Genomic DNA, 23,943 nt, shown 5'->3' on the forward strand with positions numbered 1-23,943 from the left:
ATGCTGCGGGTGGGGGTGATCGACAGCGGCCCCGGCCCCGAGGACCCGGCCGAGGACGCCCGCGCCTTCATGGCCGACGGCTCGGCCATCCCCGCCCGGCCCGACCGGCTGGGCCACGGCACCGCCGTCGCCGCGATCATCCGCCGCGCCTGCCCGGGCGCGGCGGTCATCCATGCGCAGGTCTTCGACGACCGGCCTGTCACCAGCGCGCTGCGCGTCGCCGCCGCGCTGCGCTGGTTCGCCGCCATGGACGAGGCCCGGCCCGAGGTGATCTGCATGAGCCTGGGCCTGAGCGCCGACCGCGCGCCGCTGCGCCGGGCCTGCGAGGCGCTGGTGGCCGGCGGCGCGGTTCTGGTCGCGGCGCATCCGGCCCGTGGCGCACCCTGCTTTCCCGCCGCCTATCCCGGCGTGATCGCCGCCACCGGCGATGCGCGCTGCGGCTGGGATGATCTGTCGCAACTGGGCCCGGCGCTGTTCGGGGCCTGGTGCAATTCGCCCGAGCACAGCCCGCCCGGGATGGGCGGCGCAAGCCTGGGCGCGGCGCGCGTCGCCGGCCATCTGGCGGCGATCATGGCGGGGGCGGGCCGGCTCGACGGGCCGGCCGCCATCGCCGCACTGGCGGCGCGCGCGATCCATCACGGCCCGGAACGGAAATGCGGCCATGGATAGGCTGGCCGCCCGCCTTGCCCGGCTGATCTTCGGCCCCGAGGCGGCGGGCTGGCTGGCGCCGGTGATGGCGCGCGCCCTGCCTTCGGGGCTGGTGGTGCTGGCGGCCTCGCTTGCCGCGGCGGCGCTGGGGCTGGCCATGCCGATGCTGACCCGGCAGGTGATCGATGCCGGCATCATGGCGCGGGACATGGGCGCGCTGATCTTCTGGGCCGGGCTGTCCTTTGCGCTCGGCCTGGGCGCGGTGGGCTTCGGGATGGTGAACTCGATGCTGCACCTGCGCGCCTCGGCCCGGATGCTGGCCGATCTGCGCGGTGGGCTGTTCGGCGCGGCCCTCGCGCGCGACCCGGCCCACGCCGACCTGCCGCTGGGCGAGGCGATGGCGCGGCTGGACGGCGACTGCGCCGAGATCCAGGGCTTCGCCTTCGACACCGCCCTGGTCGCGGTCGGCGCGCTGTTCCGGCTGGCCGGCGGGCTGGGGCTGATGATCGCGCTGGACTGGCGCATGGCGGTCCTGCCGCTCTTGGCCGCGCCCTTCGAGCTGTGGTTCCTGTCCCGCGCCCGGCCCCGGACCCGCGCGCTGGCCGAGGATGTGCGCAGCCAGCGCGGCGCGCTTTCCGCGCAGATGGCCGAGACGCTGTCGGCCCGCGCCACCCTGCGCGGGCTGGGCGCGCTGGACCAGCGGGCGGCGGGCTTCGGCGCCGCGCAGCAGGCGCAGATCGCCGGGCTGACACGCCAGCGGCTCTGGTCCGAGACGGTGGGCGCGGTCAGCCAGACCATCACCGCCATCCTGCGCGGCACCATCCTGCTGGTCGGCGGCTGGCAGGTGGTCCGCGGCGAATGGCAGATCGGCACGCTGGTCGCCTTCCTTGCCTATGCCGGGATGATGTCGGGGCCGCTGCGCAATCTTCTGGGCCTCTACCATGCGCAGGCCCGGGCGCGGGTGGCGGCGGACCGGCTGGGCGCGGTGATGGCCTCGGCCCGTCCCGACGCGGGCGCCGAGCCGCCGCCCGGCCGGCTGACCATCGCCCTGCGCGAGGCCCGGGCCGAGGGCGCCGCGCATCATCCGGTGACGGCCGTGATCCCGCCGGGCCAGCGCGTGCTGCTGGATGGGCCGTCGGGGATCGGCAAGTCGCGGCTGATGGCCACGCTGACCCGCGACGCGCCGCTGGCCGAGGGAGCGGTGCGGCTTGCGGGCGCCGAGGTCGCGCATCTGCGCCCGCTGGCCCTCGCCGCGCGCATCACCCATCTGGCGCAGCGCCCGGCGATCCTGCGCGGCACGCTGGCCGAGAACCTGCGCCTGGCCGCGCCGGATGCGGGCGATGCCGCGCTGTGGCAGGCGCTGGAGGCCGCCGATCTGGCCGGATGGGCGCGGGCCGAGGCCGGGCTTGCCACGCCGGTCAGCGAAACCGGCGCCAATCTGTCGGGCGGGCTGCGCCAGCGCATCGCCATCGCCCGCGCGCTGCTGCGCCCGGCCGAGGTGCTGATCTTCGACGAAGCCTTCTCGGAAATCGACGATGCCGCCTGCCGGCGCATCCTGGCCGCCATAGAGACGCGGCGGGCCGACGCCACGCGCATCTTCATCGCCCATAGCGGCCCGGCGCGCGAGGGGCGGTTCGATCAGCGGATCACGCTGACCTCCTCGGCGCCCATCTTCCTCAGTTCGCGCGGCGAAGCGCCATACCAGCGCGAGAAGGCGCGCGAAAAGGCGGTCTGATCGGAATAGCCCAGCAGCAGCGCGATCTCGCCGAACAGCCGGTCGCTGCGCACCAGTAGCGCGAAACCGTGGACGCGGCGGCATTCTTCGAGGATCTCGTGGAACGGCTGCCCCTCGGCGGCCAGCGCCCGGCGCAGCGAACGCTCGGACATGCCGAGCTGCGCGGCGATATGGGCCTGGTTGACCAGCCCGCGTTCCATCTGCGCCAGGATCAGCTCGTGCACCCGCTGCGCGACCGGGGTCTGCCGCCGCAGCTCGGTCAGCGCCTCGTCCAGCCGTTTCGACAGCGCCATGGCATCGCCTCCGGCCTCGGCGCGCAGCGTGTTGCCCAGCATGCGCGCGGAAAACACGATGCGGTTCTCGTCCTGGCCGAAGCGCGGCGTGCGGCCCAGATGATGCGCCAGCACCCGCAGGTCCCGATCCGGCTGATGCTCGAAGCACAGGTCCTGTATCGCGCTGTTCGGCACCGCGTAGCGGTCGCAGATGCCGCGGATCAGCCCCAGCGTCAGCTCGGCATCCGCCCGGCGCGGCCAGATCCGCGGGTCGAGCACCCGGTAGCAGACATGCGCCTCGTCGCCGATCACCTCGAGCGAGACCCGGCTGTTCGATTGCAGTACCGGAAAGCCGCGGGCGAGGATGCGCAGCGCCTCGCCCAGCGTGCGGCGCGGGGCGACCGCGTCGCCCAGGATGCCGATGGCGGAAAGCTCCATCTCCTCGCCCGAGCGCCATGAGCGCAGGCCGTCGCTGCTGGCGGCGCGCTCCTGTTCGAGATGGTTGACGAAGGTCTGCAAGGGCATCGCCGGCACCGGGGCAGCGGCAGCCGGGGCGCCGTCCGCCTCGGACCCGATCAGCATGAATGCGATGGCTCCGCGAATCCATGACCCTTGCATGGCATTTCCCGTGGCTGCGCCGGGTGGCCGCTGTCTCGCGCCTTGCCCCGGCTATTTCCCTGTTGCGACAAAGTGTAGCATATCCGCCGGACGATCCCCAAGAATCGCCGCATCGCGCGGGCCTTGGGACGGGGCTTGCGAAAAACCGTTACAAATCCGCCGCTTTCCCGGATCATGCCGCAAAATCAGGCAGTTGCGGATTTGACATTTCCGGCCAGATTTCGGCCCGCGCCCCTCGGCCCCGGCGAATTGGCCGGATATGGCAAGAATCGACCCGGCTTCTGCCCCAGACTTGCGCGACGCTTTTGGGGAGGGACGAAATGACGGAATACCGATTGCTGATCGACGGCCAGCTGGTCGCGGGCGACATGACCATGGAGGTCGTGAACCCGGCCAACGAACAGCTGCTGGCCGAAGCCCCCCGTGCCTCGGCGGCGCAGCTCGACGCGGCGGTGGCGGCGGCCAAGGCGGCCTTTCCCGCCTGGGCCGCCCGCCCGATCGAGGAACGGCGCGCGCTGATCCTGCAGATCGCCGACGGTCTGGAGGCGCGGGCCGAGGAGTTCGCCCGGCTGCTGACGCAGGAACAGGGCAAGCCCCTGCCCGAGGCGCAGGCCGAGATCGCCTATACCTGCGCCTTCATCCGCCATCTGGCGAGCTATGACCTGCCGGTGAAGGTGATCGAGGACAGCGACAGCCGGCTGGTGCGGCAGTTCCGCAAGCCGCTGGGCGTGGTCGGGGCGATCATTCCCTGGAACTTCCCGGTGCTGATCGTGGCCTTCAAGCTGCCGCTGGCGCTGCTGGCCGGCAATACCATGGTGGTCAAGCCCGCGCCGACCACGCCGCTGACCACGCTGAAACTGGGCGAGATCATCGCCGGGATCCTGCCGCCGGGCGTGGTCAACATCGTCACCGACCAGAACGACCTGGGCGCGGCGCTGACCGCGCATCCGGATGTCGCCAAGATCTCGTTCACCGGCTCGACCGCGACCGGGCAGAAGATCATGGCCAGCGCGGCATCCACCATCAAGCGGCTGACGCTTGAACTGGGCGGCAACGATGCGGCCATCGTGCTGCCGGGCGCCGATCCGGCCAAAGTCGCGCCCGGGCTTTTCGCCGGCGCCTTCATGAATGCCGGGCAGGTCTGCCTGGCGATCAAGCGCGCCTATGTGCACGATTCGATCTATGAGGAAGTCTGCGCCCGCCTGGCCGAGCTGGCCGAGGCCGCCGTGGTCGGCGACGGCTTGCAGCAGGGCACCACCATCGGCCCGCTGCAGAACCGCATGCAGTTCGAGAAGGTCAAGGGCTTCCTCGATTCCGCCCGCGCCGACGGCCGCATCATCGCCGGCGGCGCGCTGACCGAGGGGCCCGGCTATTTCATCCGCCCGACCATCGTCGCCGACGTCAAGGACGGCGACCGCATCGTGGACGAGGAACAATTCGGCCCGATCCTGCCGGTGATCCGCTTCGAGGACGTGGAATCGGCGGTGGCCAGCGCCAACGGCATCGAGCTTGGCCTGGGCGGCTCGGTCTGGGGCGAGGATCGCGACCTGGCCCGCAGCGTCGCCGAGCGCATCGAAAGCGGCACGGTCTGGATCAACAAGCACCTGGATTTCGGCCCGAACATCCCCTTCGGCGGCGCCAAGCAATCCGGACTCGGCGTCGAGTTCGCCGAAGAGGGGCTGGCCGAGTTCACCCAGATCAGGATCGTGAACGAGGCGCGCTGACGGCAGGCGGCCGGGCCCGGCAGGGGCCGGCCGCGCCCCTGCCCCGCCGATCAGCCCGACAGATCCCGGCGGGATTGCCGCTGCGGCGCCGCGAAGGTCTTGCGGAACCAGCCCTGCAGCATCAGCTTGTCATGGACGAAGCGCCGCCCGTCGCCATGGCCGCGCGGGTTGGAAAGATAGTTCATGTCGGTCAGCCGCTCCTCGCCCGCGCGAACGACCGCACCACCCTGCAGCAGTCGATAGCGCAGATGGATGCGCGGCGGCGTGATGTCGCGCAGGAAGCGCACGTCGTGGAAACCGCTGCGCCAGGGCTCGGACTCGCCGGCAAGGTCGATGTCGAGCACCTCGACCTGCAGGCTTTGCCCGGCAGGCAGGTAGCGCGCGCCAAGCTCGGCGAACCAGCGGTCGAACTCGGCCAGCGCCGAGACGCGGCTGCGTTCGCGGCGAAACTCGCGGTCCCGGAAGGTTTCCGGCGCGACATAGGTTACGGTGACGCGCCCCTCGGCAGGCGCCGCCGGCCCCGCCATGGCGGCGGGCGCCGCAAGCCCCAGCGCAAGGGACAGGCAGAGGATTCTGAGCATGGCTTTGCCTTTCGCATTTCCAGCCCTGCGCAAGGATATGGGCAGGCCGGCGGAAAAGTCAAAGCCGCGGCCTAGGCCCTGGCATCCTCCAGCATCATCCGCGCGGCCTTTTCCGCGATCATCATCACCGGGGCGTTGGTGTTGCCGCTGGTGATCGTCGGCATGACCGAGGCGTCGGCGATGCGCAGCCGGCCAAGCGCCCGCATCCGCAGCCGGGGGTCGACCACCGCGCCGTCATCGGCGCCCATGCGGCAGGTGCCGACCGGGTGGAAGATGGTGGTGCCGACCGCGCCGGCCGCCTTGACCAGGTCCTCGTCGGTCTGGAAGGCGATGCCGGGGACGTATTCCTCGGGATTGAAGCGGTTGAAGGCCGGCTGCGCGGCAATCTTGCGCGCCAGGCGGATGGCGCGCACCGCCACCTCGCGGTCGGCCTCGGCCGAAAGGTAGTTCGGCCGGATCGCGGGATGGGCGCGGAAATCCGGCCCGGCGACATGGACCGAGCCGCGGCTTTCCGGCCGCAGGTTGCAGACCGAGGCGGTCATGGCCGGGAAGGGATGCACCGGGTCGCCGAACTTGTCCAGGCTGACCGGCTGGACGTGGAATTCCAGGTCCGGCGTCGCCTTGTCCGGCCCGGAGCGGGTGAAGATGCCCAGCTGGCTTGGCGCCATCGACATCGGACCCGAGCGTTTCAGCAGGTATTCCAGCCCGATCGCCGCCTTGCCCAGCAGATGCGAGGCCTTCTCGTTCAGCGTCGGCACGCCGCGGACCTTGTAGACCAGCCGCAATTGCAGATGGTCCTGCAGGTTCTCGCCCAGGCCCGGCACCTCGACCTGCGGGGCGATGCCGGCGGCCTGAAGCACCTCGCCGCGCCCGACGCCGGACAGTTCCAGGATCTGCACCGAGCCGATGGAGCCCGCCGCCAGCACCGTCTCGCGCGAAGCGCGGACCTCGCGGCGCTGGCCCTGATGGTGAAAGACGACGCCCGCGACCTCGCCCGCCTCGATCGCCAGCCGCTCGACCTCGGCGCCGGTCAGGATGCGCAGGTTCGGGCGGTTCCTGACCGGGCGCAGGAAGGCGCGGGCCGCGCTCCAGCGCCAGCCGCTGCGCTGGGTCACGTCGAAATAGCCGCCGCCCTCGTTGTCGCCGCGGTTGAAATCCTCGGTCCGCGGGATGCCGGCCTGTTCCGCCGCTTCCATGAAGGCGTCGAGCACCGCCCAGCGGACCCGCGCCGTCTCGACCCGCAGCTCGCCGCCGGCGCCGTGCATGGCGTCGGCGCCGCGATAATGGTCCTCCTGCGCCTTGAACAGCGGCAGCACGTCGTCCCAGCCCCAGCCGGTGCAGCCAAGCTGGCGCCAATGGTCGTAATCCGCCGCCTGCCCGCGCATGTAGATCATGCCGTTGATCGAGGAGCAGCCGCCCAGCACCCGGCCGCGCGGATAAAGCAGCGCCCGGCCGTTCAGCCCCGGCTCGGGCTGGGTGCTGTAGCCCCAGTCGGTGCGCGGATTGCCGATGCAATAGAGATAGCCGACCGGGATATGGATCCAGTGGTAATTGTCGCGCCCCCCGGCCTCCAGCAGCAGCACGCGGGTGCCGGGATCGGCGCTGAGGCGGTTGGCCAGCACGCAGCCGGCGCTGCCCGCGCCGATCACGATATAATCGTAGCTTTCCATCGGATACTCCATGCAGGGCCCCCGCAGCCACGCGAGGGCCGCGACATCACGATTCGCCCCTGAACCCGAGCCTTCTGCCGATCTTGGTTGCGAAGAACTCGCCCACCAGCCCGCGGCGGAACAGCAGCACGCAGACCATGAACACCACGCCGGTGATGATGGTGACCGGAAAGTCGGAGGTGGCGAGGTAGTTCTGCAGCGTGACCACCAGCCCTGCGCCGACGATGGGGCCCAGCAGCGTGCCGATGCCGCCCAAGAGCGTCATCAGGATCACCTCGCCCGACATCTGCCAGGTCACGTCGGTCAGCGTCGCGAACTGGAAGATCAGCGCCTTGACGCCGCCCGCGAGCCCCGCCAGCGCCGCCGACATCACGAAGGCGCCCAGCTTGTAATGCTGCACCGAATAGCCCAGCGAGATCGCGCGCTGCTCGTTCTCGCGGATCGACTTCAGGATCATGCCGAAGGGCGAATTCACGAAGCGCCGGATGACCAGCAGCCCGATCACGAACACCGCCAGCACGAAGTAATACATGTTCATCGGCCGGTTCAGGTCGATCAGCCCGAACAGATGCCCCCGCGGCACAGACTGGATGCCGTCCTCGCCATGGGTGAAGGGCGCCTGCAGGCAGAAGAAGAAGAACATCTGCGACAGCGCCAGGGTGATCATGGCGAAATAGATGCCCTGGCGGCGGATGGCGATGGCGCCCATCACCAGCCCCAACGCCGCCGCGCCGGCGACGCCCAGCAGGATGCCGGCCTCGGGCGACCAGCCCCAGACCTTGACCGCATGGGCGGTGAAATAGGCCGCGCCCCCGAAGAAGGTGGCATGGCCGAAGGACAGAAGGCCGGTATAGCCCAAGAGCAGGTTGAAGGCCGAGGCGAAGAGCGCGAAGGCCAGAAGCTTCATCAGGAAGATCGGATAGAGGAACATCGGCGCCACCAGCAGCCCGGCCAGCGCGACAGCGACCAGCAGCAGCCGGACCTGCCCGGCGCGGGGATGGGCCGCGACATGGTCCTCCGAGACGACGGTTTCGGATTTTGCGGCCATTCAGGCATCCTTTCCGAAAAGGCCCGCGGGCCGCAGGATCAAGACGATCGCCATGATGACGAAGATCACGATGTTCGAGGCCTCGGGGTAGAAGACCTTGGTCAGACCCTCGACCACGCCCAGCATGTAGCCGGTGACGATGGCGCCCAGGATCGAGCCCATGCCGCCGACCACCACCACGGCGAAGACGATGATGATCAGGTTCGAACCCATCAGCGGGCTGACCTGATAGACCGGCGCCGCCAGCACCCCCGCGAAACCCGCGAGGCCCGCGCCAAGCGCATAGGTCAGGGTCAGCAGCAGCGGCACGTTGACGCCGAAGGCCTGCACCAGCGTGGGGTTCTCGGTCGCGGCGCGCAGATAGGCGCCGAGCTTGGTCTTCTCGATCAGCAGCCAGACCCCGATGCAGGTCGCCAGCGAGGCGATGACCACCCAGCCGCGATAGATCGGCAGGAACATGAAGCCCAGGTTCACCGCCCCGGTCAGCTGCGCGGGCGGCGCATAGGGCTTGCCCGAGGCGCCGAAGAAATAGCGAAACGTCCCTTCGATCGCCAGCGCCAGCCCGAAGGTGAAGAGAAGCCCGTAGAGATGGTCGAGCTTGTAGAGCCGCGACAGCATGGTCTTTTCCACCAGCGCCGCGAACAGGCCCACCGCCAGCGGCGCCAGCAGCAGCGCCAGCCAGTAGTTGATGCCGCCCACGGTCAGGAGCAGCAGCGCCACGAAGGCGCCCAGCATGTATTGCGCGCCATGCGCGAAGTTGATGACCCGAAGCAGGCCGAAGATCACCGCAAGGCCCAGCGACAGCAGCGCGTAGAACGAGCCGTTGATCAACCCGACCAGCAACTGCCCCATCAGGGCCTGAATGGGAACGCCGAAGATCATCGTCATGTCACACCCCCAGTTCCCGATGCAGCATGTCCATCTGCGCCTGCAGTTCCGCGACCGGGAATTCCGCTGTCATCCGGCCGTGGTCCATCAGGTAGAAGCGGTCGGCGACCTTGGCGGCGAAGCGGAAGTTCTGCTCGACCAGCACCACGGTCATGCCCCGCGCCTTCAGCTTTTGCAGCACCTCGCCGATGGCCTGGATGATGACCGGCGCCAGCCCCTCGGTCGGCTCGTCCAGCAAAAGGCAGCGCGCCCCGGTGCGCAGGATGCGCGCCATGGCCAGCATCTGCTGCTCGCCCCCCGAAAGCTTGGTGCCCTGCGAATTGCGGCGTTCCTGCAGGTTCGGGAACAGCGCGTAGATCTCCTCGACCGACATGCCGCCTTCGGCGACCTTCGGCGGCAGCATCAGGTTCTCCTCGACCGAGAGGCTGGCGAAGATGCCGCGCTCCTCGGGCACGAAGCCCAGGCCGGCGCGGGCGGTCTGGTGCAGGGGCAGCGCCGTCATGTCGCGCCCGGCGAATTCGATCCGGCCGGTGCGCTTGCGCAGGATGCCCATGATCGCGCGCAGCGTGGTGGTCTTGCCCATGCCGTTGCGGCCCAGGATACAGATGGTCTCGCCCTCGGCGACGGTCAGGTTCACGCCGTGCAGGACATGGCTTTCGCCATACCAGGCATGCAGGTCGCGGACGTTCAGAAGCGGCGCGCTCATGCCTCGGACCCCATATAGGCGGTGCGCACGCGCGGATCGGCCGAGACGGCGGCATAGTCGCCCGCCGCGATGATCTCGCCGCGCTGCAGCACGGTGACGTGGTGGCAGATATTGGCCACGACGCTCAGATTGTGCTCGACCATCAGCACGGCGCGCTCGGCGGCGACGTCGCGGATGATCCCGGCGACCATGGCCACGTCCTCCTGCCCCATGCCGGCCATCGGCTCGTCCAAGAGCAGCACCTCGGGGTCGAGCGCCAGGGTGGTCGCGATCTCCAGCACGCGCTTCCTGCCATAGGACAGGTCGGCGGCGCGGTGGTCGCGCCAGCGCGCCAGGCCCAGCTGCTCGATCAGCTGGTCGGCGCGCGCGTCCAGCCGGTCGAGCGACGAGAGCGGCAGCCAGAACTGCACCGCCAGCCCCGCCGGCCGCTGCAGCGCCACCTTGACGTTCTCGCGCACCGTCAGATGCGGGAACACCGCCGAGATCTGGAAGCTGCGCACCAGCCCCATCCGCGCCACCTTGTCGGGCTTGGTGTTGGTGATGTCCTGGCCCAAGAGCGTGATCTGGCCCCGCGTCGGCTGCAGGAACTTGGTCAAGAGGTTGAAGACCGTGGTCTTGCCGGCGCCGTTCGGCCCGATCAGCGCATGGATGCGCGCATGCTCCACGTCCAGATCGACGTTGTTCACCGCCGTGAAACCGGCGAAATCCTTCCCAAGGCCGCGGGCGGACAAAACCACCCGCGGCTCGGCCTGCGTTGCCACAGATGCCGCCATCACTGGACCAGCGGGCAGCCGCTGTCGGCCGGCTTCAGGAAGGCCTCGTCCCCCGGGATGGTGGCCAGGACGTTGTAATAGTCCCAGTCCTCGGTCACGTCGCCGGGGGCCTTGACCTCCATCAGGTAGACGTCCTTGATCAGCCGGCCATTGGGCCCGACCTTGCCGCCCTGGGCGAAGACATCGTCGACCGGCATCTCGTGCATCTTGGCGGCGACGGCCTCGGTCTCGTCGGTGCCCGCCTCCTGGATCGCCTTGAGATACTGGGTGACCGCCGAATAGGTGCCTGCATGGACCATGTTCGGCATGACACCGGTGCGTTCCTTGAAGCGTTCGCCGAACTCGCGCGATTCCGGGTTGCGGTTCCAGTAGAAGCTTTCCGTCAGCGTCAGCCCCTGCGCGGCATCCAGCCCGATGCCATGCACCTCTGCCAGGGTGAAGAGCAGCGCCGCAAGGCGCTGGCCGCCGGCGGTGATGCCGAATTCCGCCGCCTGCTTGATGGCGTTCTGCGTGTCCATGCCGGCATTGGCCAGGCCGATGACCTTGGCGCCCGAAGCCTGCGCCTGCAGCAGGAACGAGGAATAATCCGTCGTCGCCAGCGGGTGGCGCACCGCCCCCGCGACCGTGCCGCCCTGCGACTTGACGAAATTGCCGGTCTGCTCCTCCAGCGAATAGCCAAAGGCATAGTCGGCAGTCAGGAAGAACCAGCTGTCGCCGCCTTCCTTCACCAGCGCGCCGCCGGTGCCCACCGCCAGCGCATGGGTGTCATAGGCCCAGTGGAAGCCATAGGGGGTGCATTGCGCCCCGGTCAGCTCGGTCGTGGCGGCGCCGGTGTTGACGGTGATCTTCTTCTTTTCCTGGCTTAGCGCCTGCACCGCCAGGCCGACCGAGGAGGTGGTCAGCTCCATGATCGCATCGACCTGCTCGGTGTCATACCATTGCCGGGCGATGTTCGAGGCGATGTCGGGCTTGTTCTGGTGGTCGGCGGTGACGACCTCGATGGGCGCGTCCAGCACCGTGCCGCCGAAATCCTCGACCGCCATCCGCGCCGCCTCATAGGAAAACTTGCCGCCGAAATCGGCATAGACCCCCGACTGGTCGTTGAGGATGCCGATCCTGACCTTGCCGTCCGAGATCTCGGCCAAGGCAGGCGTGGCAACAAGGCCGACCGCGGTGGCCGACAGCAGAAACTTTCGCATTATGTCCTCCCGAAGGCGTACTCCTTCCGCCGGCCGCTTGGGCGGGCCGGGTGGGAACGCTGTCCTGTCCATGACGAGGGGCGACTCCCGCGCCCGCTCATCCGAACGATGCAGGTAATTCGGCTTTGACACAAGTGTTCAGATCGGTTTAATTTCTTACAGGACCTGTGCGTTTTCGAACAGATGGCCAATCTCAGCTGGGACGATCTGCAATTCTTTCTGGCGGTTGTGCGCGAAGGCCAGTTGTCGCGCGCCGCGCGGCATCTGGGCACCTCGCATGTCACCGTCTCGCGCCGCATCGACCGGCTGGAGCAGGCGCTGAACACCCGGCTGTTCGAGCGCAACCCCCGCGGCTATGAGCCGACGCCCGCCGGCCAGCGCCTGATCGAGGCCGCCGAGCGCATGGAGGAGGCCGCCGGGCTGATCCCGCTGGACCAGGCCAGCGCCCCGGGACAGGCGCGGCCCCTGCGGCTGGCCATGCCCGAAGGCTTCGGCAGCCTGTTCTCGACCCATCTGCTGCCCGCCTTCATCGCGCGCTTCCCGCTGATCTCGCTGGAACTCGTCACCATGCCGCAGGTGCTGTCGCTGTCGCGGCGCGAGGCGGATATCTCGATCACGCTGGACCCTGTGACCAGCGGTCCCTATCGCTCGGAGCGGCTGGCGGATTACACCCTGCATCTCTATGCCACCCGCGAGCATCTGCGCGGCCTGCCGCCCATCGCCGGCCCCGAGGATCTGCGCCAGCTGCGTTTCATCGGCTATATCGAGGAGATGATCTTCGCCCCCGGCCTGGACTATCTGGGCGAGATCCATCCCGCCATCCGGGCCAGCGTCAAAAGCTCCAGCATCTTCAACCAGCTGGCGGCGGTGCGCAACGGGCTGGGGATCGGCGTGCTGCCCTGGTATATCGCCGCGAAATATCCCGAGCTGCAGATCGTGCTGCCCGACCGGGTCCGGCTGACCCGGACCTATTGGCTGACCTGCCATCGCGACCTGCGGGTGATGCAATGGGTGCGGGCGGTGATCGGCTTTCTGTCGGCCAGCCTGGCCGAGCGCGGCCACGAGCTGTCCCGCCCCATGGACCATGCCGGGCCGGGCTGACCGCGGCGCGCGCCCCGCCTGAAGGCCGGGATCAGCGCCGGCCCCGGGCGGCCAGCCCCATCTCGGCGCGGTATTTCGCCACCGTGCGGCGCGACAGGGCGATGCCCTGCCCGGCCAGCCGCTGCGCCAGCGCCGCGTCCGATATCCGCTGTCCCGCCGGCCAGTCCGCGATCAGCCGGCGCAGCGCCTCCTGCGCCTCGCCGCGGCTCAGATCGGGATTGCGCGGGCTGGCCGGGATGCGCAGCAATTGGCGCAACAGCACGGTGCCGCGCGGTGTCCGCATGGCCACGCCCGCCACCGCCCGGCTGACGGTGCTTGTCGCAAGCCCCAGCCGTCCGGCCAGTTGGGCCATGGTCAGCGCCCGCAAGGCCCCCTGCCCGCGCAGCCAATCCGCCTGCGCCTCGGCCAGCGCCGAGGCGATGCGCAGCAGGCTGGCGCCGCGTGCCTCGCAACCCGCGATCAGGGCACGGGCAAGGGCGGCCTGCCCGGCGGCGCCCGCGCCGGCGCGCAGCGTCGGGGCCGGTGCGTCCAGCGGCAGGACACGGCCGTCCGCCGTCAGCTCCAGTTCGGGCGCCATGGGGGGTGTCATATCCTCGGAGAGCGGAAAGGGCGACAGGGCGCGCAGATCGGCCAGCATCCCGGCCGCGTCCTCGGCATCGCAGCCGCAATGCGCCCGGATCGCCGCCAGATCGCCCGAGGCGGCCAGGTCCAGCCGCTGCAACAGCCGCTCGATCATCGGGTCCAGCCGTCCCCGCGCCCGCAATTGCAGCCGCAGGCATTCGGCCAGATCGCGAGCGAAGATGCCGGGCGGGTCGAGGCCCTGAAGGACGGGCAGCAGCGCCTCGATCCGCGCGGCCGGCACCGCCAGCCAGCCGGCGATCTCGGGCAGCGGGTCGGCAAGCCAGCCGCGCTCGTCCAGGCAATGCACCAGCGCCCGGGCCAGATCGGCCTCGTCCCGGGTCAGGCGCAGCAGCCCGATCTGCGCGGCCAGCGCCTGCCTTGCCGTCAGCGCCTCGGGCGTCTCGACCAGGTCCAGGCACGGGTTCCGCGCCGCCTCCAGCCGCAGACGACGGCGCAGGCGCGCGCCGTCCATATGCAGCAGGTCCAGCGACAGCCGCATCTGCTGGCTCAGCGCAAGGCCGCGGATCTGGCGCTGCTGCTGGTTCTGCATCCCCCACCCCTGTGGCGCCACAGTGTTGCACGGCCATGCAACAGCCCGGCGCGAAAACCCCGGCAAACCCTGCGCCGGAAAATTGGCACGGCCGTTGCTTGCATGATGGGCAGGGAGGACAGACATGGTCAAGGTCGGCATCATCGCCAATCCGATTTCGGCCCGCGACATCCGGCGGGTGATCTCGCATGCGGGCAACCTGCCCATCAACGACCGCGCCAATATCGTGCTGCGCATGATGGCCGGGCTGGCCGCGTCCGGCGTCGATGAGGTGGTGGTCATGCCGGAAAACGGCGGCATCCGCTTTCACCTGGAACGCAGCATCCAGCGCGAGCTTCGACTCGGCCACGGGAATTTCCCGCGCCTGCGCTACCTGGACATGCCCGTCACCGCCACGCCCGAGGACAGCGCCCGCGCCGCCCGGATGATGGCCGAGGACGGCGTGGGCGCCATCGTGGTTCTGGGCGGCGACGGCACCAGCCGCGTCGTGGTGGGGGCCTGCGGCGCGGTGCCGGTGGCCGGGGTCTCGACCGGCACCAACAACGCCTTTCCCGAGCTGCGCGAGCCGACGATCACCGGCCTCGCGGTGGGGCTGGCCGTCACCGGACAGGTGCCCGAGGCCGTGGCGCTGCGGCCGAACAAATGGCTGGAGGTGACGCTGGGCGAGCGGCGCGAGATCGCGCTGGTCGATGTCGCCGTGGTCGAGGACCGCTTCGTCGGGGCCCGCGCCATCTGGAAGGCCGCCGGATTCCGCGACCTGTTCGTGACCTTCGGCCTGCCGCAGGCCATCGGCATGTCGGCCATCGCCGGGCTCTGCGACCCGGTGGACCGCGCCACGCCCGAGGGCCGGCATGTCCGCCTGTCGCCCGACGCGCCGCGCCAGCTGCTTGCCCCCATCGCGCCGGGGCTGATCGACCGGGTGGGCATCGCCGGCGTCGCGCGCATGGCACCGGGCAAGGCGCATTGCCCCTCGATCCCCGCCGGCACGCTGGCCTTCGACGGCGAGCGCGAGCTGACCTTCACCGAAAGTGACCGGGTCTCGATGCGGCTGGTGCCCGACGCCTTCCGCACCATCGACGTGCCCGCCTGCATGGCCCATGCGGCCGCGGCCGGGCTGTTCATCCGCAACCCAGACTGAACCAGACAAGGGAGGAGTTCATGTCCAATCCGTTTCCGCTGCCCAAGGAGCGGCTGCTTGAAGCCTATCGCAAGATGCGCACCATCCGCGATTTCGAGGAACGGCTGCATGTCGATTTCGCCCGCGGCGAGATCCCGGGCTTCGTGCATCTTTACGCCGGCGAGGAGGCCACGGCGGTCGGCATCATGATGCATCTGCACGACCGCGACCGCATCGCCTCGACCCATCGCGGCCATGGCCATTGCATCGCCAAGGGCGTCGACGTCAAGGCGATGATGGCCGAGATCTATGGCAAGGCCACCGGCTGCTGCGCCGGCAAGGGTGGCTCGATGCATATCGCCGACCTGTCCTTGGGGATGATGGGGGCGAACGGCATCCTGGGCGCCGGGGCGCCGCTGGTCTGCGGCGCGGCGCTGGCGGCGCAGAAGCTGGGCCATGACGGCGTCGGCATCACCTTCTTCGGCGACGGCGCCTCGAACCAGGGCACGGTGCTGGAAAGCATGAATCTGGCCGCAATCTGGAACCTGCCGGTGATCTTCGTGGTGGAAAACAACGGTTATGCCGAATCGACCTCGGTCGATTATGCCACCGCCTCGGACAGCTACGTGGACCGGGCGACCGGTTTCGGCATGCCGGGGATCACCGTGGACGGGCTGGATTTCTTCGCCGTCCACGAGGCGGCGGGCGAGGTTATCCGCCGCGCCCGCGAAGGCGCCGGCCCGACGCTCTTGGAATGCAAGAACGTCCGCTTCTTCGGCCATTTCGAAGGCGACGCCCAGACCTACAAGGCGCCGGGCGAGAACGAATACAACCGCGCGCACAATGATTGCCTGAAGCTGTTTCGCCAGAAGGTGACCGAGGCCGGGGTGATCTCGGACGAGGAGCTGGACGCCATCGACGCCGAGGTGGCCGCGCTGATCGACGAGGCGGTGGTCGAGGCCATCGCCGCGCCGCTGCCCGGCCCGGAACAACTGACCACCGACGTTTACGTGTCCTATTGAGGGAGGGGAAACCATGGCACGCATCATCAGCATGAAGGACGCGGTGAACGAGGCGCTGGATCAGGAGATGACCCGCGACCCCACCGTGATCATGATGGGCGAGGATATCGTCGGCGGCGCCGGCGCGCAGGGCGAGGATGACGCCTGGGGCGGCGTCCTCGGTGTCAGCAAGGGGCTTTACGCCAAGCATCCGAAGCAGATGATCGACACGCCGCTGTCGGAAAGCGCCTATGTCGGCGCGGCGGTGGGCGCGGCGACGGCGGGGCTGCGGCCGGTGGCGGAACTGATGTTCGTCGATTTCATCGGCGTCTGCCTGGACCAGGTGTTCAACCAGGCAGCGAAGTTTCGCTACATGTTCGGCGGCAAGGCGGAAACCCCGGTGGTGATCCGGGCGATGTGCGGCGCGGGCTTTCGCGCGGCGGGCCAGCACAGCCAGATGCTGACGCCGCTTTTCACGCATCTGCCGGGGCTGAAGGTGGTCTGCCCCTCGAACGCCTATGACTGCAAGGGCTTGCTGATCCAGGCGATCCGCGACAACGACCCGGTGATCTTCCTCGAACACAAGAACCTTTACGCCAGCACCTGCGACGTGCCCGAGGAGCCCTATGCCATCCCCTTCGGCGAGGCGAACATCGTCCGCGAGGGCGCGGACGCCACCATCGTCACCTATGGCCAGATGGTCGGCCGCTCGCTGGAAGCCGCCGAGCTGCTGAAGAAGGACGGCGTCGATGTCGAGGTGGTCGACCTGCGCACGCTGTCGCCCATCGACATGGACACGGTGCTGGAAAGCGTCGAGGCGACCGGCCGGCTGGTCTGCGTCGACGAGGCGAACCCGCGCTGTTCCATCGCCGCCGACATCGCCGCCACCGTGGCGCAGGACGCCTTCGGCGCGCTCAAGGCACCCATCCAGATGGTGACGCCGCCGCATGCGCCGGTGCCCTTCTCGTCCTCGCTGGAGGACGCCTATGTGCCCTCGGCCGAGCGCATCGCCGCGGCCGTTCGCAAGACGCTGGAGAACTGACATGGCAGACATCACCCCGATCCTGATGCCGAAATGGGGGCTCTCGATGCGCGAGGGCAAGCTGGCGGCCTGGCACGTGGCCGAGGGCGCCGAGATCAAGCCCGGCGACGAGATCATGGATGTCGAGACCGACAAGATCGCCAATGTGGTCGAGGCCGCCGACGGGGGCCTCTTGCGCCGCCGCGTCGGCATCGAGGGCGAGACCTATCCGGTGCGCGCGCTGCTGGCGGTGATGGCGCCGGAATCGGTGCCGGGCGCGGAAATCGACGCCTATGTCGCCGCCTATCAGGCCCCGTCGGCCGGCGACGAGGACGAGGATGCCGGCCCCTCCTATCAATATGCCGACCTGCCCATGGGCCGCATCCGCTATGCCGAGCGTCCGGGCGAGGGTGTGCCGCTGGTGCTGATCCACGGCTTCGGCGGCGATCTGGACAACTGGCTGTTCAACATCGACGCGCTGGCGGAAGCCGCGCCGGTCTATGCGCTGGACCTGCCCGGTCATGGCCAGTCGGTGAAATCCGCGCGCCCGGCCGGGCTGGGGCTGATGGTGGAAACCGTCCTGGCCTTCCTCGACCATATCGGCGCGGACAGGGCGCATCTGGCCGGCCATTCCATGGGCGGGCTGGTCGCCGGCACGCTGGCGGCGCAGCACCCGGCGCGCGCCGCCTCGGTCACGCTGATCTGTCCGGCGGGCCTCGGGTCCGAGATCAATGCGGATTACATCGACGGCTTCGTGCAGGCCGCCGGGCGCAAGGACCTGAAGCCGGTGCTGGCGCATCTGTTCAGGGACCAGTCGCTGGTCAGCCGCGCGATGGTCGAGGATCTGCTAAAATACAAGCGCCTCGACGGGGTGCAGGATTTCCTGACCGAACTGGCCGGAAACCTGTTCCGCGAGGGCCGGCAGGCCGAGCGACTGGCCGAGGCGCTGGCCGCCTCGGGCGTGCCCGCGCAGGTGATCTGGGGCGAGGCCGATGCGATCATCCCCGCCGCCCATGCCGAAAGCCTGCCGGGGGCATCGCGCCATGTCATCCCCGATGCGGGCCACATGGTGCAGATGGAGCAATCGGCCGAGGTCAACCGCCTGATCCGCGACTTCATCGCCTGACAATGCGGCCGTCCCCTCGGGGGCGGCCCCTTGCAATGGGAGGAGAGAGATGAGCAATTCCGTCGAAGGCCGCGTGGTCATCGTCACCGGCGCGGGCCGCGGCATCGGCCGCTCCATCGCCGAGGGGCTGGCGCAGGCCGGCGCGCGGGTGGTGATCGCCGACATCGCCGCCGATACCGCCGAAACCACCGCCGCCGAGATCCGCGAAGCCGGCGGGCAGGCCATCGGCCTTGCCGTCGATGTGACCGACCGCACCAGCACGCGCGCGCTGATCGCCCGAACCGTCGCCGAACATGGCCGGCTGGATGCCATGTTCAACAATGCCGGTATCGCCCAGGTCAAGCCGTTCAACGACATCACCGAGGACGACTGGCACCGCGTCATGGACGTGAACGCCATGGGCGTGCTGATCGGCATCCAGGAGGCGGCGAAGCAGTTCATCGCCCAGGGCGGCGGCGGCAAGATCGTCAACACCGCCAGCATCGCCGGCAAGCAGGGCTACGAGCCCTTGGCGCATTACTCGGCCAGCAAGTTCGCCGTGGTGGCGCTGACCCAGGCCGCGGCCCGCGCCTTCGGCAGGCACGGCATCTGCGTCAACGCCATCTGCCCCGGCGTGGTGGCGACCGACATGTGGAAGCTGATCGACAAGGGCTTCAAGGACGAGGGGCTGACCCAACGCGACAACGAGGCTTTCGAGGGCTTTTCCGCCGACATCCTGCTGGGCCGCCCGTCGTACCCCGAGGATCTGGCCGGCGTCTCGATCTTCCTCGCCTCGGCCGGGTCGGATTACATGACCGGGCAAAGCCTGGTCGTCGATGGAGGGATGGTGCTGGCATGAACGCGAAACAGAAACTGGCCGAGATGAACGCGCGCGCCGCCGCGCTTTACAAGGCCGACGGCAAGACCATGTCCGCCTTTCGCGGGCTGATGCTCGCCGCCAACCGCGAGGGCAAGGTCAGCCCCGCCATGAAGGAAATGATCGCCATCGCCGTCGCCATCGGGCGCGGCTGCGAGGATTGCATCGTCTTTCACGCCAGCGAGGCCAAGGCCCACGGCGCCAGCCGCGAGGAACTGCTGGAGGTGCTGGCCGTCGCCATCGAGATGTCGGGCGGGCCGGGCACGGTCTATGCCGCCAAGGCGCTGGCCGCCTTTGACGAATTGCAAGGGGGAACACCATGAAAGCCTTGCGTTTCCATGCCGCGCGGGACCTTAGGGTCGAGGATATTCCCGAACCGCCCCGGCCTGGTCCCGGGCAGGTGCTGATCCGCAACCGCCATGTCGGCATCTGCGGCACCGACCTGCACGAATACGCCTCGGGGCCGATCTTCATTCCGACCGCACCGCATCCCTATTCCGGCGCCCATGGCCCGCAGGTGCTGGGCCACGAATTCGGCGGCGAGGTCGAGGCAGTGGGCGAGGACGTGACCAAGGTGGCGCCCGGCGACCGGGTGGCAGTGCAGCCGCTGATCATGCCGCGCGGCGGCGAGCATTTCGCCGACCGCGGCTGGCACAACCTCTCGGGCAGCCTGGCGCTGGTCGGGCTGTCCTGGGTCTCGGGCGGCATGGCCGAGATGGCGCTGCTCAACGATTACAATGTCGAGAAGATCCCCGACGGCATGAGCGACGAGGAGGCGGCGCTGGTCGAGCCGACCGCCGTCTGCGTCTATGCCTGCGACCGGGGCCGGATCACCGCCGGGGATTCGGTGCTGGTGACCGGCGCCGGGCCCATCGGCATCCTGGCGCTGCTGACCGCGCGGGCCTTTGGCGCGACGCGGCTGTTCGTGTCGGACGTGAACGACACGCGGCTGCGGCTCGCCGCCGAGGTGGTGCCGGGTGTCGTCGCCATCAACCCCGCGCGCGAGGATGTGGGCGAGCGGGTGCGCGCCGGCACCCAAGGCGGCATCGGCTGCGACGTGGCGCTGGAATGCGTCGGCAATGAACGGGCGCTGCAATCCTGCCTCGACGCGGTGCGCAAGCAGGGGGTGATCGTGCAGACCGGGCTGCATCCCGGCAAGGGCAGCGTGGATTTCTTCCAGCTGACCTTCAAGGATGCCGAGATCCGCGGCTCGTGGTGCTATCCGACCCATGGCTGGCCGCGCACCATCGAGCTGATCGCCTCGGGCGCCATCCCGGCCAGGCGGGTGGTGACGAAGCGCATCGCGCTGGACGAGGCGGTGGCCGAGGGGTTCGAGGCGCTGCTGGACCCGGCCGGCAGCCAGCTGAAGATCCTGATCGACCTGTCGCGCTGACGGCCCGCGCCTGCGGCAAGATTTCTGCCCCGGCGCGGCCCGGCCCGTGCTATGGTCGCGCCGGGCTTTGGGAGGAGCCGATGCGGGGAATGCCGGATACCGGGACGCATGTCCTTGAAGTCATTCGCGTGGCCGAGGGCGAACCCTCGCCGCGCCGGGATGCCGATGTGCTGGCCTCGTGGCGGCGCTGCGTGAACGAACACCAGCTCGACCCCGGCCGCCATGCCGGGCCGCGCATCGTCACCCAGCAGGAACTGCGCCAGCACCGCCAGGAATCCGAGGAATTGCTGGGCATGGCCCGGCACGGCATGGAGGACCTTTACCGCCGCGTGAACACGATGGGCTATGTCCTGCTGCTGTCCAATGCGCGCGGCGTGACCGTCGATGCCATCGGCGACGCGGAACTGGACCGCGAGCTGCGCCATGCCGGCCTGATCGCCGGCTCGGAATGGCATGAAAGCCATGTCGGCACCAACGGCGTCGGCGCCTGCCTCGCCACCGGGCGGGCGATCACCGTGCATCGCACCGACCATTTCGACCTGGCGCTGACGCCGCTGTCCTGCACCGCCGTGCCGGTGCATGACACGCGCGGCGGGCTGATCGGAGTGCTGGACCTGTCGCATCTGCAGGCGCCGCAGGACAAGATGAGCCAGGCGCTGACGCTGGAGGTGATGAAATCCTGCGCCCGCCGCATCGAGATGGCCAATCTGGTGCGCCGGCACCGCGCCGACTGGATCCTGCGGCTGAACCCCTCGCCCGAATTCCTGGACGTGGACCCGATGGCCGCGGTCGCCATCGACGCCGGGGGCCGCATCAGCGGCATGACCGACAACGCGCGCGAGCTTCTGGCCGGCGGGCCGGCCGAGGCGCTGATCGGCCGGCGCTTCGACGACATCTTCGCCTGCGACCTGGACGACCTGCCCAAGCTGTCGCGCGCCATGGCCCCGGTCGACGGCGCGCTGGAGATGCAGGCCGGCGGTCTGATCTTTGCCCGCGCCGTGCCGCCCACCGCGCCGCCGCGCCGGGCCGCGGAGACCAGCCTGCCCCAGCCGCTGCGCGCGATCCATGGCGGCGACCCGGCCATGCAGCGCCTGGCCGAGCGCGCCGCCAAGGTGGTGGACCGCCAGATCAGCGTCATCCTGCGCGGCGAGACCGGCACCGGCAAGGAATTCATCGCCCGCGCCATGCATGCCTCGTCCCGGAGGCGGGGTTCCTTCGTGGCGATCAACTGCGCCGCCCTGCCCGAGGCGCTGATCGAAAGCGAGCTGTTCGGCTATGCCCCGAACGCCTTTACCGGCGCCCATGCCCGCGGCAAGAAGGGCCTGATCCGCGAGGCGCATGGCGGCACGCTGTTCCTGGACGAGATCGGCGACATGCCGCTGGCCCTGCAGGCGCGGCTGCTGCGCGTGCTGTCCGAGCGCGAGGTGCTGCCGGTCGGCGCCACCCGCGCCGAGCCGGTGGACATCCGGGTCATCTCGGCCTCGCATCGCGACCTGGCCGGGCTGGTGGCCGAGGGGCGGTTCCGGCAGGACCTGTATTACCGGCTGAACGGGCTGGTGCTGGACATCCCGCCGGTGCGGGCGCGGGCAGACCTGGAATGGCTGATCGCCCGCATCGCCGCCGCGACCGAGGGCAAGCCGCGCTTCTCTTCGCAGGCCATGGCGCTGCTGCTGGCGCATGACTGGCCCGGCAATGTGCGCGAGATCGTCAATCTCTGCACGCTTTGCGCAGCGCTCTGCGACGGCGCCACGGTCGGCCCCGAGGATCTGCCCGATGAGATCGGCGCGGCGCAGGCGACCGCCCGACCCGGCCCCGACGGGACCGAACGCGCCGGGTTGCGCCGGCTGATCGCGGAATGCGAGGGCAATATCTCGGCCGTGGCGCGGCAGGCGGGGGTGGACCGCAGCACGATCTATCGCCGCATGCGCAGGCTTGGCCTAGACGAGGATCCAAGAGGTGGCCCGGCCGCTGGCTGACCGCCCGGTTCCTGGCCCGGCCGCCGGAATATCCGAAAGGAGCGGAGCGAAAAAAATCGGGCCCGCATGTCGGTTCCCGTGCTGGCCGGCCATGCGTTGGCCCTTGCATCCGCTGCGATCGAAGAAAGAAGACGATCATGCGCGCCATGGCATTGGTCAGGGCCGACGAGGACAGCGAGGCCGGCGTGATGCCGACCGCCCGGGAGCTGGAGGAAATGACCCGCTTCAACGAAAGGCTTGCCGAGACGGGGTGATGCCGGCGAGAGGCTGCACCGCAGCAGCCGCGGCCACCGCATCCGCTTCGGCGCCGCCGGGCCGGCGGTGCTCGACGGGCCTTTCGCCGGGACAGGGAGCTGGTGGCGGGCTTCTGGCTCTGGAAGGTCGGCTCGCTGCAGGAGGCGCTGGACCGGGCGAGGCAGGCCCCCTTCCGCAGCGGCGAGCCGGAGTTGCGCGCGGTCTTCGAAAGCGAGGAATGCGGCGAGGAGCCGACCCCCGATCTGCGCGCCCGCGAGACGGACCTGCGCCGCAAGCCGGAATAACCGGCGGCGCGGACAACCCTCTGGCGCAGCGCCCCGAAGCGATGGGATAAAGGTCCGTGCCGGGCCAAAGGGGGATGGATGATGCGCTATTTCGATTTCAGCTCGTGGCAGGGGATCCTGACGACGCTGCTGGGCCTTGCGCTGTTCACGCTGATCGGCGTGGGCATCCGGGTGCTGATGCTGCTGACCATCCAGCAGCGCCAGCAGCGCATGAACCGCCAGATCAACGAACGCCTGCGCACGCTGATCGCGGCCTACAAGGTGCTCGGCGGCTCTTTCACCGGCGAGCTTCTGGTCGATCCGGCGCATCTGCGCGACCTGCGGCAGCAGGCCCAGACCGCCGGCGCGGAAGAGGCCGGCGGCTCGGACCGCGCCCGCCGCATCCGCGACGCGGTCGAGGCGGCGCTGTCCGACATCATCCTGCTGGGCACCGAGGAACAGGTCCGCCTGGCCAGCCATGCCGCGGCCGAAATGGCCGCTGGCCGGCCGATCCATACCGCCGAGCTGGTCGTCTCGCTGCGCGATTTCATCCGCAAGGCGCTGGACCTGGCGCCGGTGCCCGGGGACGTGACCATTCCGCTGCAGGGCCCGGCGCGCCAGCAGGGCGGTTCGTCCCGGGGCGGGCGCGGCGAAGGCGGCGGCAAGACCGGCGGCGGCGGTGCCGCGATGGGCGGCGGCGGCATGGGCGTGGGCATGGGTCTTGGCGGGCTGGGGCGCCACGCCGACGACGCCCGATCCTGAACCGCCGCCAGCGCCAGGCTTGCGATGCGCGGGCGATCC

At 69.7% G+C, this 23,943-nt stretch carries 23 protein-coding genes; 14 read left to right on the forward strand and 9 right to left on the reverse strand.

Features of this window, described 5'->3' with window-relative positions; genetic code table 11:
* Together LOS78_RS13760 and LOS78_RS13765 are read left to right on the forward strand one after the other, a co-directional pair.
* Entirely contained in the window at nucleotides 1-669 is a 669-nt protein-coding gene (locus LOS78_RS13760; RefSeq protein WP_230377130.1) for a S8/S53 family peptidase, read from the forward strand.
* Entirely contained in the window at nucleotides 662-2,383 is a 1,722-nt protein-coding gene (locus tag LOS78_RS13765) for an ABC transporter ATP-binding protein (RefSeq protein WP_230377132.1), read from the forward strand. The genes LOS78_RS13760 and LOS78_RS13765 overlap by 8 nt, the downstream gene beginning before the upstream one ends.
* On the opposite strand, the gene LOS78_RS13770 is transcribed toward LOS78_RS13765, so the two are convergent.
* Nucleotides 2,287-3,237, reverse strand: coding sequence for an AraC family transcriptional regulator (locus LOS78_RS13770; RefSeq protein ID WP_230377134.1), 951 nt, complete (start codon nucleotides 3,235-3,237; stop codon nucleotides 2,287-2,289). The genes LOS78_RS13765 and LOS78_RS13770 overlap by 97 nt on opposite strands.
* Nucleotides 3,238-3,593: 356 nt before the next feature.
* Between LOS78_RS13770 and LOS78_RS13775 the strand changes: the two genes are divergently transcribed.
* The gene (locus tag LOS78_RS13775) at nucleotides 3,594-4,997 is read left to right on the forward strand and encodes an aldehyde dehydrogenase family protein (RefSeq protein WP_230377135.1); all 1,404 of its coding nucleotides are present in this window, start codon (nucleotides 3,594-3,596) and stop codon (nucleotides 4,995-4,997) included.
* Nucleotides 4,998-5,047: 50 nt separating this feature from the next.
* On the opposite strand, the gene LOS78_RS13780 is transcribed toward LOS78_RS13775, so the two are convergent.
* The 7 genes from LOS78_RS13780 to LOS78_RS13810 form a co-directional block, all read right to left on the reverse strand.
* Complete coding sequence (locus LOS78_RS13780; protein WP_230377136.1) at nucleotides 5,048-5,578, reverse strand: DUF3016 domain-containing protein; 531 nt, start codon at nucleotides 5,576-5,578, stop codon at nucleotides 5,048-5,050.
* 71 nt (nucleotides 5,579-5,649) lie between these two features.
* Nucleotides 5,650-7,248, reverse strand: coding sequence for a GMC family oxidoreductase (locus LOS78_RS13785; RefSeq protein WP_230377137.1), 1,599 nt, complete (start codon nucleotides 7,246-7,248; stop codon nucleotides 5,650-5,652).
* A gap of 46 nt (nucleotides 7,249-7,294) precedes the next feature.
* Entirely contained in the window at nucleotides 7,295-8,296 is a 1,002-nt protein-coding gene (locus tag LOS78_RS13790) for a branched-chain amino acid ABC transporter permease (RefSeq protein ID WP_230377138.1), read from the reverse strand.
* Entirely contained in the window at nucleotides 8,297-9,184 is an 888-nt protein-coding gene (locus LOS78_RS13795) for a branched-chain amino acid ABC transporter permease (protein WP_230377139.1), read from the reverse strand.
* Between the two features lies 1 nt (nucleotide 9,185).
* Nucleotides 9,186-9,890 carry an ABC transporter ATP-binding protein gene (locus LOS78_RS13800; protein WP_230377140.1) on the reverse strand — a complete coding sequence of 235 codons (705 nt, stop codon included), beginning with the start codon at nucleotides 9,888-9,890 and terminating at the stop codon, nucleotides 9,186-9,188.
* Nucleotides 9,887-10,663 carry an ABC transporter ATP-binding protein gene (locus tag LOS78_RS13805; protein WP_028713725.1) on the reverse strand — a complete coding sequence of 259 codons (777 nt, stop codon included), beginning with the start codon at nucleotides 10,661-10,663 and terminating at the stop codon, nucleotides 9,887-9,889. The genes LOS78_RS13800 and LOS78_RS13805 overlap by 4 nt, the downstream gene beginning before the upstream one ends.
* Nucleotides 10,663-11,862, reverse strand: coding sequence for an ABC transporter substrate-binding protein (locus tag LOS78_RS13810; RefSeq protein WP_028713724.1), 1,200 nt, complete (start codon nucleotides 11,860-11,862; stop codon nucleotides 10,663-10,665). Before LOS78_RS13810 ends, LOS78_RS13805 begins: the two co-directional genes overlap by 1 nt.
* A 183-nt stretch (nucleotides 11,863-12,045) precedes the next feature.
* Between LOS78_RS13810 and LOS78_RS13815 the strand changes: the two genes are divergently transcribed.
* Nucleotides 12,046-12,963 (forward strand): LysR family transcriptional regulator, encoded by a 918-nt coding sequence (locus tag LOS78_RS13815; protein WP_230377141.1) that lies wholly within the window; start codon nucleotides 12,046-12,048, stop codon nucleotides 12,961-12,963.
* Between the two features lie 31 nt (nucleotides 12,964-12,994).
* Here the strand turns inward: LOS78_RS13815 and LOS78_RS13820 are convergent, their stop codons facing one another.
* The gene (locus LOS78_RS13820; protein WP_230377142.1) at nucleotides 12,995-14,134 is read right to left on the reverse strand and encodes an RNA polymerase subunit sigma-54; all 1,140 of its coding nucleotides are present in this window, start codon (nucleotides 14,132-14,134) and stop codon (nucleotides 12,995-12,997) included.
* 124 nt (nucleotides 14,135-14,258) lie between these two features.
* On the opposite strand from LOS78_RS13820, the gene LOS78_RS13825 reads away from it, so the two are divergent.
* From LOS78_RS13825 to LOS78_RS13870, 10 genes are all read left to right on the forward strand, one after another.
* Nucleotides 14,259-15,272: an ATP-NAD kinase family protein gene (locus LOS78_RS13825; protein WP_230377143.1), complete on the forward strand. Its 1,014-nt coding sequence runs from the start codon at nucleotides 14,259-14,261 to the stop codon at nucleotides 15,270-15,272.
* Nucleotides 15,273-15,292: 20 nt separating this feature from the next.
* Nucleotides 15,293-16,273: a thiamine pyrophosphate-dependent dehydrogenase E1 component subunit alpha gene (locus LOS78_RS13830; RefSeq protein WP_230377145.1), complete on the forward strand. Its 981-nt coding sequence runs from the start codon at nucleotides 15,293-15,295 to the stop codon at nucleotides 16,271-16,273.
* Nucleotides 16,274-16,286: 13 nt separating this feature from the next.
* Nucleotides 16,287-17,294 (forward strand): alpha-ketoacid dehydrogenase subunit beta, encoded by a 1,008-nt coding sequence (locus tag LOS78_RS13835; RefSeq protein WP_230377146.1) that lies wholly within the window; start codon nucleotides 16,287-16,289, stop codon nucleotides 17,292-17,294.
* Between the two features lies 1 nt (nucleotide 17,295).
* The gene (locus LOS78_RS13840) at nucleotides 17,296-18,399 is read left to right on the forward strand and encodes an acetoin dehydrogenase dihydrolipoyllysine-residue acetyltransferase subunit (RefSeq protein WP_230377147.1); all 1,104 of its coding nucleotides are present in this window, start codon (nucleotides 17,296-17,298) and stop codon (nucleotides 18,397-18,399) included.
* Between the two features lie 49 nt (nucleotides 18,400-18,448).
* A complete protein-coding gene (locus LOS78_RS13845; RefSeq protein ID WP_230377148.1) occupies nucleotides 18,449-19,237 on the forward strand; it encodes an SDR family NAD(P)-dependent oxidoreductase in 789 nt (262 codons plus the stop codon).
* Nucleotides 19,234-19,578, forward strand: coding sequence for a carboxymuconolactone decarboxylase family protein (locus tag LOS78_RS13850; RefSeq protein WP_230377149.1), 345 nt, complete (start codon nucleotides 19,234-19,236; stop codon nucleotides 19,576-19,578). Before LOS78_RS13845 ends, LOS78_RS13850 begins: the two co-directional genes overlap by 4 nt.
* The gene (locus LOS78_RS13855; RefSeq protein WP_230377150.1) at nucleotides 19,575-20,648 is read left to right on the forward strand and encodes a 2,3-butanediol dehydrogenase; all 1,074 of its coding nucleotides are present in this window, start codon (nucleotides 19,575-19,577) and stop codon (nucleotides 20,646-20,648) included. Before LOS78_RS13850 ends, LOS78_RS13855 begins: the two co-directional genes overlap by 4 nt.
* An 80-nt stretch (nucleotides 20,649-20,728) precedes the next feature.
* Nucleotides 20,729-22,624: a sigma-54-dependent Fis family transcriptional regulator gene (locus tag LOS78_RS13860; protein WP_230377151.1), complete on the forward strand. Its 1,896-nt coding sequence runs from the start codon at nucleotides 20,729-20,731 to the stop codon at nucleotides 22,622-22,624.
* Nucleotides 22,625-22,980: 356 nt separating this feature from the next.
* The gene (locus LOS78_RS13865; protein WP_230377152.1) at nucleotides 22,981-23,163 is read left to right on the forward strand and encodes a hypothetical protein; all 183 of its coding nucleotides are present in this window, start codon (nucleotides 22,981-22,983) and stop codon (nucleotides 23,161-23,163) included.
* Nucleotides 23,164-23,241: 78 nt separating this feature from the next.
* Nucleotides 23,242-23,904 (forward strand): hypothetical protein, encoded by a 663-nt coding sequence (locus tag LOS78_RS13870; protein ID WP_230377153.1) that lies wholly within the window; start codon nucleotides 23,242-23,244, stop codon nucleotides 23,902-23,904.
* Nucleotides 23,905-23,943: the final 39 nt, after the last annotated feature.

Origin of the sequence: Paracoccus sp. MA, from assembly GCF_020990385.1 — a bacterium.
Taxonomy (GTDB): Bacteria; Pseudomonadota; Alphaproteobacteria; order Rhodobacterales; family Rhodobacteraceae; genus Paracoccus.